Consider the following 15,505-nt stretch of genomic DNA (forward strand, 5'->3'; position numbering starts at 1 on the left):
CTTCCTTCAGCATTTCTTAAGTCGCCATTAAGCACGAAAATCATTTGCAGCCCAATACGTTAGGTTGGCTGCCGCTGTGCCACGGATGTGACAGCATTTTCGTCAAAAGCGAGCTATCTGCAAAACCAACGACGGCGCGGAAAGCGCGCCTGCCGGGGACCTAAGTGTTGGAGTTTGGACTATGAAGAAGATTCTGTTTGCGACCGTCGCGCTGCTCGTGGTGGGCGCCGCTGCGCCGGCCGTCGGCGCCGATCTCGGCAACCGCAACTACTACAAGGCGCCCGCGCCGGCCTATGTCGCGCCGATCTACAACTGGACGGGATTCTATCTCGGCGCCCATGTCGGCGGCGCGTTCTCCAGCGACAACAATTTCAACGGCCTCTCCACCGGCAACAACGGCAACGGCCGTTTCCTCGGCGGCGTGCAGGTCGGTGCTGACTGGCAGTTCAACCCGAACTTCGTGGTCGGCGTCGAAGGCCAGTATTCCTGGCTCTCCGGCAGCGTCGGCGCGGTGTTTCCGGGCGGCGTCGCCTACACCAACGACCAGCGCGGCCTCGGCTCGATCACCGGCCGCGTCGGCTACACCTGGGGTCCGGGCCTCCTCTACGTGAAGGGCGGCTACGCCTATTCGGACAACAACGAGAAGGTCACCGTCGGCGGCGTGCCGACCGGCTTCATCATCGATGGCGATCATCGCAACGGCTACACCGTCGGCGCCGGACTCGAATACATGTTCGCGCCGAACTGGTCGGCCAAGGCCGAGTACCAGTACTACAATTTCGGCGACGCGCACTTCACCGCGGGCCCGCTGGCGGGCACCGGCAACTTCACCACCGACGACCACACCTTCAAGGCGGGCGTCAACTATCGCTTCAACTGGGCCAATTCGACGGTCGCGCGCTACTGATCGGTTAGCAAAACCTTATCCTGACGAAGGGCCGGCCCCGTTGCCGGCCCTTCTTTTTTCGCCCTGCGGAACCAGCGCAAGCAATTGCACCAATTGCGATTTTTTTAACCGGCCCCGCCGATACTGCCCGCCACAAAACAGAAGCAAGAGCGTGGGGGAAGTTCGATGGCGATCCGTCTGGGCGTTGGCCGTTTGCTTGGCCGTTTGAGACCTCGTTTCAAGATGCCGACATGGGGCGTGCGCGGCAGCCTGTTCACGGCCTTCGCGGTGATCGCGGGCATGGGCCTCGTGATCGCGGCCGGCGCCGGCCTGGCGCTGCAAAATCTCGGCGGACGCATGACAGAACTGAGCGGGCGGGACATTCCGCGCCTCGCCGCCAGCCTGCAATTGTCGGCCCTGAGCGCGAGCCTTGCGGCACAGGGACCGGCCCTGCTTGCGGCTCAAAGCGAGGACGCCCTGAACGAGCGCACCAAGAAGCTCAGGGAATTGCAGGAGCAGACGCAGCAGAAACTCAACGAGATCATCGAGCTCGGCGGCGACAAGGCCGTCGTCTCCGGACTCAGCGAGACGATGAAGAGCATCAACGAGGCGGCCCAGAGCCTGGCCAAGGCCGCCCGCGAACGGCTGGACATTGCCGCCCTCCATGACAAGCAATATGACGCGCTGCGCAGCGCCCAGGGCGCCTTCGTGGGCGCGGCCAGTCCGGCAATGCTGGACGCGCAGACCCGGGTCAACGCCATTCTCGGCTCGGCCAACCTGTCGGCCGAAGATGCCACCGAAGCCGCGCAGACCGTCGGCCAGCTCGGCAACGTCGTCGCCAGCGGCAATCTCGCAGCCGCCGACATGAGCGCGGCGCTGTCGGCGAACACGAGCGACAAGCTCGACGACATCCAGAAGGAATTCAAGACGGCACAAGGACGCCTGCGGTCGAACCTCGATCTGCTGTCGGACAATGAGGGCAACAAGATGCTGCGCGCGACGGCGGAAAAGCTGCTCGCGCTCGGCACCGGCAAGACCGGCGTGTTCAATCTGCGTGAGAAGGAGCTCGACTCCATCGACTACGGCCAGACCATCCTGGACGAGACGCGTAAGCTCAACGTCGGCCTCGGCATCAGCGTGCAGCAGCTCGTCGACGGCGTGCAGAAGGAGACCAACGCGTCGACCTTCCAGGCGCGGCAGGAGATCTCGCTCGCGACGTCGGTCATGCTGGCGCTGGGCGCGCTGATGCTGGTCGGCTCGGCGCTGTTCGTCTGGCTCTATGTCGGCCGCAACATCCTGCGCCGGATCACCGGCCTCCAGCGCGCCATGCAGTCGCTCTCGGCCGGCGATCTCGACACCGAGATCGCGCGTACCAAGCACAATGACGAGATCGGCACGATGACCGACACGCTGACCGTGTTCCGCGATAGCATGGTCGAGGCCCGCGCGCTCGCCAGCGAACAGGACAAGGACCGCGTCGCCAAGGCCGAGCGTGCCGCTCGCATCGAGGCGAAGATCGCCGAATTCGAAAGCACGGTGCGCTCCGCGCTCGACAATCTGGCGCAGTCCGCCAATTCGATGCAATCGACCGCGCAGAGCATGTCGACCACCGCCGACCAGTCGAACGCGCTGGTCAACGCGGTCGCCTCCGCGGCCGAAGAGACCTCGGTCAACGTGCAGACCGTGTCGTCAGGCACCGAGCAGCTGTCGTCCTCGATCGCCGAAATCAGCCGCCAGGTGGTCACCTCGGCCGGGATCGCCAAGAAGGCCGTGGACGAAGCCGGCGCGACCGACGCCACGGTGCAGAGCCTCGCCGACAGCGCGAGCCGCATCAGCGTCGTGGTCGATTTGATCCAGACCATCGCCTCGCAGACCAATCTGCTCGCGCTCAACGCCACCATCGAGGCGGCACGCGCGGGCGAGGCCGGCCGCGGCTTCGCGGTGGTCGCCTCCGAGGTGAAGAGTCTCGCGAGCCAGACCGCGAAGGCGACCGAGGAGATCCGCACCCAGATCGCCAGCATGCAGGACGTGACGACCTCGGCGGTCGGCGCCATTCAGGGCATCGGCCGGATCATCGGCGAGATCAACGACGTCACCACGACGATTGCTGCGGCTGTCGAGGAACAGGGCGCGGCGACCCGCGAGATCGCGCGCAACATCCAGCATGCCGCTGGCGGCACCAGCGAGGTTTCCAGCAACATCGTCGGCGTCTCCACCGCCTCCGCCGAAGCCGGCGCTGCGGCGAGCGAAGTGCTGGGCGCCTCCGACGCACTGCGCCGCGAGGCCGACCTGCTGCGCGGGGAGATCGACGCGTTCCTCAACAGCATGCGGGCGGCCTGATTGTCATTCCGGGGCGGCGCTTAGCGCCGAACCCGGAATCTCGCGCGACGACCTCCAGATTCCGGGTTCGCGCTCACGCGCGCCCCGGAATGACCGGTATTTTTGGGCCGCGCTCCATCCGGGTCACGGAAAAATCCGGCCCGGAATGACCGCTATGCGAGCCACCCTCGCGTCCTTTTTCGGCTGGCGCGGGCGCGCCCGGCGGGTTTAAGTCGGTAGCATGAACGCGAAGACCGACACCGTGCAGTCCTCCGCGGAGGCCCTGCGTTATCCCTGGGACCAGCATCCCGGCCCCGACGAGGTCGTGGAGGTGAAGCCCGGCGTATTGTGGGCGCGGCTGAAGCTGCCGTTCCGCCTCAACCATGTGAACATCTACCTGCTCGCCGACGGCGACGGTTACGCCATGGTCGACGCCGGCTTCGGCAACGAGGAGACGATCGAGGCCTGGACGAAGCTGTTCGACGGCCCGCTCAAGGGCGTCAACATCACGCGCCTGATCGTCACTCACTCCCACCCCGATCATGTCGGGCTTGCGGGGTGGATCGTCGAGCGGTTCAACTGCCCGCTGGTGATGTCGCAGGTCGAATATCTGCAATCGGTCTATCACCAGAATCGCGGCACCGAGGAGCGACGCGAAGCGCAGCGGCTGTTCTTCCGCCGCCACGGCATGGACGAGTCGCTCACCGAAAAGCTGCTCGGCCGCGGCCAGGACTATCTCAAGCGCGTCTCGGTGCTGCCGCCGTCCTACCGCCGCATCTCGCATGGCGACGAGGTCGTGATCGGCACGCGCCGCTTCAAGGTGATCACCGGCGGCGGCCACGCGCTCGACCAGGTGATGCTGTATTGCGCCGACGACAAGCTGTTCCTTTCCGCCGACCAGGTGCTGAGCAAGATCTCGCCGAATGTGAGCGTGTGGGCGGTCGAGCCCGACCAGAACTCGCTCGGTGAATATCTGGCTTCGCTCGCCAGCCTCACCACGACGCTGCCCTATGATTTGCTGGTGCTGCCCGGCCACGGCGTACCGTTCTACGGGCTCAAGACCCGCATCAAGCAGCTCGCCGACCACCACGAGGAGCGCTGCCGCCTGATCGCGGAAGCCTGCCGCGAGGTGCCGCAGACCTCGCGCGCCTTGGTGCCCGTGGTGTTCAACAAGCACGTGCTCGACGAACACCAGATGGGTTTTGCCGCCGGCGAACTGGTCGCCCACGTCAACTACATGATCGTCGAGGGCCGGCTGACGGCGGAGACCAAGGACGGCGTGCTTCAGTTTCGGACGACGTGATTTTTTTCGCCTCTCCCCGCAAGCGGAGCGAGGGAGCAGACCGTCGCTGCGGCAGCATTTCACTTCATATTCGCAATCGCGTGCAGCGCCGCGATGTAGCCGAACGGCCCCAGCCCGCAGATCACGCCGGTCGCCACGAACGAGATCTTCGAGTGCCGGTGATATTCGTCACGGGCGTGGATGTTGGAGATGTGGACTTCCAGCACCGGGCCTTCGAATGTCTTGATCGCGTCCATGATCGAGACCGAGGTGAAGGACAGGCCGGCCGGGTTGATGACGATCGCATCGGAGTCCTGCCGCGCCGACTGGATCAGGTCGACCAGCACGCCTTCATGGTTGGACTGGTGGAAGGCGAGCTTGAGCCCGAGCTTCGCGGCGGCTTCCTCGCAGCTCGCATTGACCTCTGCGAGCGTCGTGGTGCCGTAGATGTGCGGCTCGCGGATGCCGAGCATGTTGAGGTTGGGACCGTTGAGGATCATCACGCGCTTCATGGGAGGGTCCTTTCGAATGATAATCTGCTGAATTGTGTTGCCGAGCCCAGGCAGCCCCAGGCTGCCATGTCGGCCCCTCCCGGTACTTACCGCAAAGCAGCATTACACAAGCCGGTGAGTTCTTTGATCGGGATCAAGTTTCAAATCGCACGATAGGGCATTTTGCCCAAATGCCCTCCAGGGCCAAATGTGGGATAGCGCATAGACATTGGAGCTGGAAAAGCTCTAAGAAGATGCGCCCCTTGGTCAGGTTCCGTTGCAGGTTTGCCGATGGATTACAGCCAGTTCTTCAATTCCGCCCTCGATCGCCTCCACACTGAGCGGCGCTACCGCGTGTTCGCCGATCTCGAACGCATGGCGGGCCGGTTTCCGCATGCGATCTGGCATTCGCCCAAGGGCAAGCGCGACGTCGTGATCTGGTGCTCCAACGACTATCTCGGCATGGGTCAGCATCCGAAGGTCGTCGGCGCCATGGTCGAGACCGCAACGCGCGTCGGCACCGGCGCGGGCGGCACCCGCAACATCGCCGGCACGCATCATCCGCTGGTGCAGCTCGAGGCCGAGCTCGCCGATCTCCACGGCAAGGAAGCCGCGCTGCTGTTCACTTCGGGCTACGTCTCGAACCAGACCGGCATCGCGACGATCGCAAAGCTCATTCCGAACTGCCTGATCCTGTCGGACGAGCTCAACCACAATTCGATGATCGAGGGCATCCGCCAGTCCGGCTGCGAGCGCGTCGTGTTCCGTCACAACGACCTCGCCGATCTCGAAGCGCTGTTGAAAGCGGCGGGTCCGAACCGGCCGAAGCTGATCGCCTGCGAGAGCCTTTATTCCATGGACGGCGACGTCGCTCCGCTCGCCAAGATCTGCGATCTCGCCGAGAAATATAACGCGATGACCTATGTCGACGAAGTCCACGCGGTCGGCATGTACGGCCCGCGCGGCGGCGGCATCGCCGAGCGTGACGGCGTCATGCACCGCATCGACATTCTCGAAGGCACGCTGGCCAAGGCGTTCGGCTGCCTCGGCGGCTACATCGCCGCCAACGGCCAGATCATCGACGCCGTGCGCTCCTATGCGCCGGGCTTCATCTTCACCACCGCGCTGCCGCCGGCGATCTGCTCGGCCGCGACCGCCGCGATCAAGCACCTGAAGACCTCGAGCTGGGAACGCGAGCGCCACCAGGACCGCGCCGCCCGGGTCAAGGCGATCCTCAATGCCGCCGGTCTCCCGGTGATGTCGAGCGACACCCACATCGTGCCGCTGTTCATCGGCGATGCCGAGAAGTGCAAGCAGGCCTCCGACCTCCTGCTCGAAGAGCACGGCATCTACATCCAGCCGATCAACTATCCGACCGTTGCCAAGGGCAGCGAGCGCCTGCGCATCACGCCCTCGCCCTATCACGACGACGGCCTGATCGATCAGCTCGCCGAAGCCCTGTTGCAGGTGTGGGACCGCCTCGGCCTGCCGCTCAAGCAAAAGTCGCTGGCGGCGGAGTAGGTTTTTCTTCGCCTCTCCCCGCTTGCGGGGAGAGGCCGGATCGCATCGCCAGATGCGATCCGGGTGAGGGGGAGTCTCCGCGAGTCCAGCTGCCACCGTCCCCGCGGAGAGCCCCCCTCACCCCACCCTCTCCCCGCAAGCGGGGCGAGGGAGAGCAGGCAGCTCGCCCTACGGCTTAACGACGACGCCAGTTCCCGCCCCTTCCGGGCATTTCGCTGTCGCCTCGCCTCGTCCAACGCGCTAGATTTGCAGGGAAAATGAGACCGGGCGCCGTCGCGCCCAGGGAGAAGCACGCTCGCCATGCTGCACGACTGGGGCGTGATTGCCGCCGCCTTTGGCTATATCGGCTTCCTGTTCCTGGTGGCGAGCCACGGCGACCGCCGCTCGCCGGCCGGGCCAGGCCGCGCCTCCGGCCTGATCTATCCGCTGTCGCTGGCGATCTACTGCACCTCCTGGACCTTCTTCGGCTCGGTTGGCTTCGCCACCCGCACCTCGACCGACTTCCTCGCCATCTATGTCGGCCCGATCCTGATGATCGGCCTCGGCGCCGGCGTGCTGCGCCGCGTGATCCAGCTCGCCAAGGCCCACAACATCACCTCGATCGCCGACTTCATCGGCGCCCGCTACGGCAAGAGCCAGGCGGTGGCGGCGACCGTGGCGCTGATCGCCATCATCGGCTCGGTGCCCTACATCGCGCTCCAGCTCAAGGCGGTCGCCTCCTCGCTGGAGACGATCCTGAGCGAGGATCAGGCCTTCTCCCACATCCCGATCCTTGGCGACATGGCGTTGATGGTGACGCTGGCGATGGCGGCCTTCGCCGTGCTGTTCGGCACGCGGCAGACCGACGCCACCGAGCACCAGCACGGCCTGATGCTGGCGGTCGCGACCGAATCCATCGTCAAGCTGGTCGCCTTTCTCGCCGCCGGCATCTTCGTCACATTCTGGATGTTCTCGCCGCATGAATTGATCGAGCGCGCGATGAAGACGCCGGAGGCGGTGCGCGCCATCAACTACTCGCCGTCGATCGGCAACTTCCTGACCATGACGCTGCTGTCGCTGTGCGCGGTCATGCTGCTGCCGCGCCAGTTCCATGTCAGCGTGGTGGAGAATTCTTCCGATGCCGAGGTCGGCCGCGCGCGCTGGCTGTTCCCGCTCTATCTCGTCGCCATCAATCTGTTCGTGATCCCGATCGCGATCGCCGGCCTCGTCAGCTTTCCGTTCGGCACGGCCGATCCTGACATGTACGTGCTGGCGCTGCCGATGGCGGGCGGCGCGGATCTGCTCAGCGTCGCCATCTTCGTCGGCGGCCTGTCAGCGGCGACCGCGATGGTGATCGTCGAATGCGTTGCGCTCTCCATCATGGTCTCGAACGACCTCGTTGTGCCGCTGGTGCTGCAACGGCGGCCGGAGGGGCGCACCGGCGGCGCCGATTTCAGCGACTTCCTGCTGCGCTCGCGGCGGCTCGCGATCTTCGCCATCATGGTGATGGCCTATTTCTACTACCGCGCGCTCGGCAATACCCAGCTCGCAGCGATCGGCCTCTTGTCCTTTGCCGCCATCGCCCAGCTTGCGCCGAGCTTCTTCGGCGGGCTGCTGTGGCGGCGGGCGACCGCCCGCGGCGCGATCGGCGGCATGCTGGTCGGCTTCGCGGTGTGGCTCTACACGCTGTTCATTCCGAGCTTCATGGATTCCTCGACCGCAGGCATCCTGCTGCTCCAGCACGGCCCGTTCGGGATCGAGGTGCTGCGGCCGCAGGCGCTGTTCGGCGCCGACCTGCCGCCGCTGATGCATGGCGTCATCTGGTCGCTGTCGCTCAACATCCTCACCTATGTGCTGCTGTCGCTGGCACGGCGGCCTTCGTCCATCGAGCTGGTGCAGGCCGATCTGTTCGTGCCCAACACGCTCGCGCCGATCTCCCCGAATTTCCGCCGCTGGCGCACCACCGTCACTGTGCAGGACATCCAGACCACGGTCGCGCAATATCTCGGGCCCGACCGCGCCCGGCATTCGTTCGAGGCCTTCTCGGCCCGTCGCAATGTGCGGCTCGAGCCGGCAGCGCCCGCCGATTTCGAGCTGCTCCAGCACGCCGAGCACCTGATCGCCTCATCGATCGGAGCTGCGTCCTCGCGCCTCGTGATGTCGCTGCTGCTGCGCAAGCGGACGGTCTCCGCCAAAGCCGCGCTGAAGCTGCTCGACGATTCCCATGCGGCGCTGCATTTCAACCGCGAGATCCTGCAGACCGCGCTCAACCATGTGCGCCAGGGCATCGCAGTGTTCGACGCCGACCTGCAGCTGATCTGCTCCAACCGGCAGTTCGGCGATCTCCTCAACGTTCCCCCGCATTTCATCCAGTTCGGCACGCCGCTTCGCGAAATCCTGGAATTCATGGACGTGAGCAATCCGGCCGACCCGATCGAGCGCGAGGCCATGCTGGAGCGGCGGCTTGCCGCCTATACCATCGACAGCGAGCCCTATCTCGAGCGCCTGCCGGACCGCCATATGGTGATCGAGGTGCTCACCAACCGCATGCCCGGCAGCGGCTTCGTCATCACCTTCACCGACGTCACGCCCACATTCGAGGCCGCGGAAGCGCTGGAGCGCGCCAACGCGACACTGGAAAAGCGCGTACGCGACCGCACGGAAGAGCTGACCCGGCTGAACTCCGAGCTGGCGCTGGCCAAGAGCACGGCGGAAGACGCCAGCATCTCCAAGACACGCTTCCTCGCCGCCGCCAGTCACGACATTCTCCAGCCGCTCAACGCGGCGCGGCTCTATGTCACCAGTCTGGTCGAACGCCAGCACAGCGGCGAGGAAACCCGGCTGGTCGAGAACATCGACGAATCCCTGCAAGCCATCGAGGAGATCCTCGGCGCGCTGCTCGACATCTCCAGGCTCGACGCCGGCGCGATGGCGACCTCGATCTCGAGCTTCAAGATGGCCGATCTGATGCGCTCGCTGGAGATCGAGTTCGCACCGATCGCGCGCGCCAAGGGCCTCGATCTCACCTTCGTGCCCTGCTCGCTGCCGGTCGAGTCGGACCGGCTCCTGCTGCGGCGCCTGCTCCAGAACCTGATCTCCAACGCGATCAAATACACCCCGCGCGGCCGCGTGCTGGTCGGCTGCCGCCGCCGCGGCGCCTCGCTCAAGATCTGCGTCTACGACACCGGCGTCGGCATCCCCACGGTCAAGCGCGGCGAGATCTTCAAGGAGTTCCACCGCCTCGAGCAGGGCGCGCGGATCGCGCGCGGCCTCGGCCTTGGCCTGTCGATCGTCGAACGGCTGGCGCGCGTGCTCAACCACGGCATCGCCATCGACGCCAATGTGGGCGGTGGCTCGGTATTCTCGGTGACGGTGCCGACGGCGAAGGCGATCACCCTCACCGCCGCGGTGACCAGCGCGACGCCGCTGGCGCGTACGCCGATCGCGGGCGCGCTGATCGTCTGCATCGAGAACGATGCGGCGATCCTCGACGGCATGCGCACGCTGTTGAAGGCCTGGGACGCGGAGGTGATCGCGGTCGCCGATCCCGAAGGCGCGATCGCGGCGATCGAAGTTGCGGGCAAGCGCGTCACCGGGCTGCTGGTCGACTATCACCTCGACCGCGGCAACGGCATCGCCGCGATCCGCGACATCCGCCGCCGCTTCGGCGACGCCATCCCTGCGATCCTGATCACCGCCGATCGCAGCCCCGCCGTGCAGCTGGCGGCGCGCGACGAGAAGATCGCGGTGCTGAACAAGCCGGTGAAGCCGGCCTCGCTGCGCGCCCTGCTCGGGCAGTGGCGCACGCAGCAGATGGTGGCGGCGGAGTGAGAGAGGCCCGTTGGCGAATGCCAGGCACGCCGTCGCAACTCAGGGCGCAAGCCGCGTGAAGACATAATCGCGGCTCTTGGCGCGAGCCTCGTGGCAGGCGAAGCAGGTGCGGTGCTGGGCCTCGTCGACCGGCTTGCCGTTGACGAAGCGGCCAAAGCCCCAGCCGCCGGTTGAGGCATATTTCCTGGAATCCTTGACCATCACCTGGACCGTGGTGGCAGCGCCGGGAATCGTCGCGGACGCGAATTCCGGTGACCGTTTCCGCTTCCAGGCGCGCTTGACCAGAATGGTGCCATCCGGGAACGGAAGCTTTCCGGCCTGATAGTCGTCGATTGCCACCTGGTTGCCGACGACCGCGCGAAGCTCGTCGAGCGGCGCGGCCTCTTCGGCCGGCGCGACCAGCTCCCATTGCCTGTAGCCCGCGGGAATCGTGACCCCGAAGATCGGCGAGGCATCTGCTGTCGCGGGGCCCTCCGCGAGCGCGATCGAGACGAGGTACGGCAAGCAGGTCAGGAGAACGATCAGAAGAAGCGCGGCAAGCACGACCACCGTGCTGAAGGACAGTCTTTTCTTTGCAGGTTCAGTTGGCGTCATGACGCTTCATCAAGCTGGGATCTACGGATGAACCTCGGTCCAGCCCGGCTGGACCGAGGTGCTGGCGGATCCTCAGGCGCCGTCGGCGTCGATGACGGCCTTGGCAAAGGCCTGCGGTGCCTCCTGCGGCAGATTGTGGCCGATGCCGCCGGTGATCAGGCGATAGTCGTACCGGCCGGAGAATCTCTTGGCATAGACGCTGGGGTCGGGGTGCGGCGCACCGTTGGCGTCGCCTTCCATCGTGATCGTCGGCACGATGATCAGCGGGGCCGCCGCGAGCTTCTTTTCAAGCTCCTCGTATTTCGCTTCGCCCTTGGCGAGCCCGAGCCGCCAGCGGTAATTGTGGATCGTGATCGCGACGTGATCCTTGTTGTCGAGCGCCGCGGCGCTGCGGTCGAAGGTGGCATCATCGAACTTCCACTGCGGCGATGCGAGCTTCCAGATCAGCTTTGCGAAATCGTGCGTGTACTTCTCGTATCCGGCGCGGCCGCGCTCGGTCGCGAAATAGAACTGATACCACCATTGCAGCTCGGCCGACGGCGGCAGCGGCGCGCTGCCGGCAGCCTGGCTGGAGATCAGATAGCCGCTGACCGACACCAGCGCGCGGCAGCGCTCCGGCCACAGCGCGGCGATGATGTCGGCGGTGCGCGCACCCCAGTCGAAGCCGGCGACGACCGCCTTCTTGATGTCGAGCTTGTCCATCAGCGCGATGATGTCGACGGCCATTGCGGCCGGCTCGCCATTGCGCGGCGTCTCGCTGGAGAGGAAGTGCGTCGTGCCGTAGCCGCGCAGATAAGGAATGATCACGCGATAGCCGGCCTTTGCCAGGATCGGCGCGACATCGACGAAGGCATGAATGTCGTAGGGCCAGCCGTGCAGCAGAATCGCGATGGGACCGTTCGACGGGCCAGCCTCGGCATAGCCGACATTGAGGACGCCGGCATCGATCTGCTTGATCGTGCCGAACGACGCATTCGATGCGGAAGATCGCGGCGCTTCCGTTTCAGCGCGGGCAAGATCGATCACGCCGAGACCCACGGCAACGGTTCCCGCGGCGACGCCAAAAAACTTGCGGCGATGCTGGTCGATGAGCTGCTTCATGATGGTGCTACCTTGTTGATGGTCGGAGGTGGTTCGTCAGATCAACGCGATCGCGACGTCGATGTTGCCGCGGACGGCCTTGGAATAGGGACAGGTCTGGTGCGCCTCATCGACGATGTCGCGTGCGACCTCGCGATCGAGGCCCGGCAGGCTGACATTGAGGCGGGCCCGGAGGGCGTAAGCGCCCTCATCGAGAAGGAGGTCGATCTCCGCATCGATTGCGCATTTCCTGGGAAGCGTGATCTTCCGCTTGGCCGCCGCGATCTCCATGGCGCCTTCGAAGCAGGCCGACCAGCCGGCCGCGAACAACTGTTCGGGGTTGGTGCCGATGCCGGCGCCGCCCGGCGGAGAGAGCCGCACATCGAGGCGGCCGTCCGAACTGCGGGACATGCCGTCCTGCCGTCCGCCGCCAGTGTGGGTTCGGGCCGTGTAGAGCAGTTTCGCCGCTTGCGTCATGAAAGGTCTCCTTGCCGTCGCGCAACTGACTAGCAGCGGCTGTCGCAGGACACCCGTTTGGACTTGTGAGAAATTGTGAGATCTCCGCCTGCGTGCCTCATGAGGCCTGCATGCGCGGTCTGACGCCGATGCGTGAGCGGCCTTGCCGGATCGCGATCATCTGGCTATCCGGTCCATTCGCAAGGACCAAGATCTCGCCATGACTGAGCCGGCTGCGCCTACGGCAGGACCCCTGTCGTTCGGGCCATTCACCGTGACACCGCATGAAAGGCTCGTGACGCGCGACGGCGTCGCGCTGCCGCTCGGCACGAAAGCCTTCGACACGCTGATCGCGCTGATCTCGCGGCCGAACGAGGTCGTCAGCAAGTGGGACCTGATGGCGCTGGTGTGGCCCGGCATGGCCGTCGAGGAGGCCAATCTGCGCTTTCATGTCGCAGCGCTTCGCAAGGCCCTCGGCGACGGCAAGGACGGCGCCCGCTACATCACCACGCTCTCCGGCCGCGGCTATTGCTTCGTGGCGCCGATCTCGCAAACGGATGTTCCGGCAGAGCGGCGCCCCGCGCCGCGGATGGAACCGCCGCCCGTGAAACTGCCGAACCGGCTGCAGCGGATGGTCGGACGCGACGAAGTGGTCGCGGCCATCTCGGACAAGCTCATTACCTCGCGTTTCGTCACGATCGTCGGCCCGGGCGGCGTCGGCAAGACCGCCGTTGCGGTGGCGGTCGCTCACGACCTGCTCGAGACCTTCGCCGACGCCGCGCACTTTGTTGATCTTGCTGCGCTCAGCGATCCCGATCTCGTGATCACCTCAATCCTGCTGATGCTGGGTCTGCCAGCCCAGACTGACGACCCGCTGCCCGCGCTGCTCGCGCATCTCCGGGACAAGAGGATGCTGCTGATCCTCGACAATTGCGAGCACGTCATCGCCGCCGCAGCGCCGCTGGCGGCGGAGATCTTCCACGCCGCGCCGCATGTCCATATCCTGGCCACGAGCCGCGAAGCCCTGCGCGTCGAGGGCGAGCAGGTCTATCGATTGGCGCCGCTTGCCGTTCCGCCTGACGATGCCGGACTGACGGCGGCCGTCGCGCAGACCTATCCCGCGCTTCAGCTGTTCCTCGAACGGGCGACCGCCGGCGGCGCGCAGATCGCGCTCGACGATGGCAATGCGGCGATCGTCGCGGGCATCTGCCGCAGGCTCGACGGCATGGCCCTGGCCATCGAGCTCGCTGCCGGCCGGGTCGAAGCCTACGGCCTGGAGCAAACGGCGGCGCTGCTCGACGAACGCCTCAATCTGCTGTGGCAGGGGCAGCGCACCGCGCCGCCGCGGCAGAAGACATTGCAGGCGACGCTGGACTGGAGCTACGGGCTGCTGTCCGGCACCGAGCGCCTCGTGCTGCGCAGGCTCGCGGTCTTCGCCGGCCATTTCACCATCGACGCGGCGCTCGAGGTCGTGCCGGACGACCGTGTCGACCGCGCCCGCCTGTTCGACGCCATCGACAGCCTCGTCGCCAAGTCGATGGTCGCTCCGCGACCGATCGGCGCCATGATGCGCTACCGGCTGCTCGACACGACGCGCGCCTATCTGCTCGAAATCGAGCCTGACGACGCGGCGCTCGCCGCCCGCCACGCGACCTACTACCGGCGATGGCTGGAACAGGCCGGCACGACATGGGCGACGGTGCCGAGCGCCGACGAACGCGCGGTCCACTTCTCCGCGCTGCACAACGTGCGCGCCGCGCTGGACTGGTGTTTTGGCGCGAACGGCGATGCATGCATCGGCATTGCGCTCGCCGCTGCGGCAGCTCCCATCTTTCTCGCAATGTCACTGCTGATCGAATGCCGGCGCTGGTCGGAACGGGCGCTGCTTGCGATCGATCCGTCCACGCGCGGCGGCGCCGAGGAAATGCACATCCAGGCCGCCCTGGGACTGACCCTGATGTTCACGCGCGGCGGCAGCGAAGCGGCGCGCGGCGCATTGAGCAGAAGCCTCGCGATCGCGGAGGCGCGCGGCGACGCGCCGAACCAGCTTCAGCTGCTCGGCCGCATGCATATCTTCCACGAGCGGATGGGGCAGTTCGATGCCGCGCTTGGTTACGCACGGCAGAGCCTCACAGTCGCCGAAACGCTGGGCGATGCCGCGTCCATCGGACTGGCCCATTCGCTGCTGGGTGTCTCGCTGCATCTGGCCGGCGAGCACCGCGACGCACTGAACATGCTGGAGGCCGCCTGGCGGGGGCCGGGCACAGAACGGATCAGCACGGTCCATGGCTTCGATCACCGCAACCGGGCCGGCATCTCGCTCGCGCGAGAGCTTTGGCTGCAGGGCCGGCCCGGGGATGCGCGGCAGCTGGCGCGACAGACGGTCACCGAAGCCGCCCAGATGGACCATCCGATCACGCTCTGCATCGCGCTGATATGGCTGGTCTCGATCGATCTCTGGAGCGGCGAGCTCGACGATGCGGAAGAGAGCATCGACCACTTCATCGCGCATGCCACCTCGCGTTCGATGGGCCCTTATCTCTCGGTCGGCCGCGGCGTCAAAGGCGAACTGGCGATCCGGCGCGGCGACGCCGCAGGCGGCGTCGAGACGATAAGGGCCTGCCTGCGCGAGCTCCACGATTCCGGCTACGAGCTGCTCACCACGACGTTCAACATCGCGCTGGTCCAGGGCTTGTTGGCACTGGGGCAGGTCGAGCAGAGCGCGCACCTGGTCGACGATGCGATCCGCCTCGTCGAACAAGGCGGCGATCATCTCTATATGCCCGAATTGCTGCGCATGAGGGCCAAGGTGTTGCTGTCGCTCCCGGAGCCGAAAACCGGGGAAGCGGAGACCTGCCTCATGCAGTCGCTGGAGCTCAGCCGGGGCAAGGCTGCGAAAGCCTGGGAGCTGCGAGCGGCGATTGATCTTGTGCAGCTGCTTGCCGAACGGCACGGCCGCGAGGACGCAAAGCTATTGCTCCAGGCGGCGCTCGAAGGCTTCGTCGAAGGTTCCGAGACGGTGGATATCAGGGCAGCCAGCGCGCTCCTGGCCACACTGTAGCGGGC

10 protein-coding genes are annotated in these 15,505 nt (G+C 65.9%); 6 read left to right on the forward strand and 4 right to left on the reverse strand.

The window, feature by feature from the left end; all coding sequences use genetic code 11:
- Positions 1 to 181: 181 nt before the first annotated feature.
- The 3 genes from ACVWW6_RS03965 to ACVWW6_RS03975 all read left to right on the forward strand — a co-directional run bounded on the left by ACVWW6_RS03965 (position 182) and on the right by ACVWW6_RS03975 (position 4,508).
- On the forward strand, positions 182 to 907 hold the full coding sequence (locus ACVWW6_RS03965; protein WP_011084022.1) for an outer membrane protein: 726 nt from the start codon (positions 182 to 184) through the stop codon (positions 905 to 907).
- A 165-nt stretch (positions 908 to 1,072) separates the two neighbouring features.
- Positions 1,073 to 3,226, forward strand: coding sequence for a methyl-accepting chemotaxis protein (locus tag ACVWW6_RS03970; protein WP_404524527.1), 2,154 nt, complete (start codon positions 1,073 to 1,075; stop codon positions 3,224 to 3,226).
- A gap of 220 nt (positions 3,227 to 3,446) precedes the next feature.
- The gene (locus ACVWW6_RS03975; RefSeq protein WP_161533099.1) at positions 3,447 to 4,508 is read left to right on the forward strand and encodes an MBL fold metallo-hydrolase; all 1,062 of its coding nucleotides are present in this window, start codon (positions 3,447 to 3,449) and stop codon (positions 4,506 to 4,508) included.
- A gap of 59 nt (positions 4,509 to 4,567) precedes the next feature.
- Here ACVWW6_RS03975 and aroQ read toward each other — a convergent pair whose 3' ends face one another.
- Positions 4,568 to 4,999, reverse strand: a complete 432-nt coding sequence (gene aroQ / locus ACVWW6_RS03980; RefSeq protein WP_456680166.1) for a type II 3-dehydroquinate dehydratase — start codon at positions 4,997 to 4,999, stop codon at positions 4,568 to 4,570.
- A 270-nt stretch (positions 5,000 to 5,269) separates the two neighbouring features.
- Between aroQ and hemA the strand changes: the two genes are divergently transcribed.
- Together hemA and ACVWW6_RS03990 are read left to right on the forward strand one after the other, a co-directional pair.
- Positions 5,270 to 6,499 (forward strand): 5-aminolevulinate synthase, encoded by a 1,230-nt coding sequence (gene hemA / locus ACVWW6_RS03985; RefSeq protein WP_060909343.1) that lies wholly within the window; start codon positions 5,270 to 5,272, stop codon positions 6,497 to 6,499.
- A gap of 300 nt (positions 6,500 to 6,799) precedes the next feature.
- Positions 6,800 to 10,309, forward strand: coding sequence for a PAS domain-containing hybrid sensor histidine kinase/response regulator (locus tag ACVWW6_RS03990; protein WP_060909344.1), 3,510 nt, complete (start codon positions 6,800 to 6,802; stop codon positions 10,307 to 10,309).
- A gap of 39 nt (positions 10,310 to 10,348) precedes the next feature.
- Here the strand turns inward: ACVWW6_RS03990 and ACVWW6_RS03995 are convergent, their stop codons facing one another.
- From ACVWW6_RS03995 to ACVWW6_RS04005, 3 genes are all read right to left on the reverse strand, one after another.
- The gene (locus ACVWW6_RS03995; protein ID WP_456680167.1) at positions 10,349 to 10,903 is read right to left on the reverse strand and encodes a cytochrome P460 family protein; all 555 of its coding nucleotides are present in this window, start codon (positions 10,901 to 10,903) and stop codon (positions 10,349 to 10,351) included.
- A gap of 72 nt (positions 10,904 to 10,975) precedes the next feature.
- Positions 10,976 to 12,004 carry an alpha/beta fold hydrolase gene (locus tag ACVWW6_RS04000; RefSeq protein ID WP_456680168.1) on the reverse strand — a complete coding sequence of 343 codons (1,029 nt, stop codon included), beginning with the start codon at positions 12,002 to 12,004 and terminating at the stop codon, positions 10,976 to 10,978.
- 36 nt (positions 12,005 to 12,040) lie between these two features.
- Positions 12,041 to 12,460, reverse strand: a complete 420-nt coding sequence (locus ACVWW6_RS04005) for an organic hydroperoxide resistance protein (RefSeq protein WP_161533096.1) — start codon at positions 12,458 to 12,460, stop codon at positions 12,041 to 12,043.
- A gap of 199 nt (positions 12,461 to 12,659) precedes the next feature.
- Here ACVWW6_RS04005 and ACVWW6_RS04010 point away from each other — a divergent pair, with 199 nt between their 5' ends.
- Positions 12,660 to 15,500, forward strand: coding sequence for an ATP-binding protein (locus tag ACVWW6_RS04010; RefSeq protein ID WP_456680169.1), 2,841 nt, complete (start codon positions 12,660 to 12,662; stop codon positions 15,498 to 15,500).
- Positions 15,501 to 15,505: the final 5 nt, after the last annotated feature.

The sequence above is a fragment of the Bradyrhizobium sp. USDA 3311 genome, from assembly GCF_054062495.1.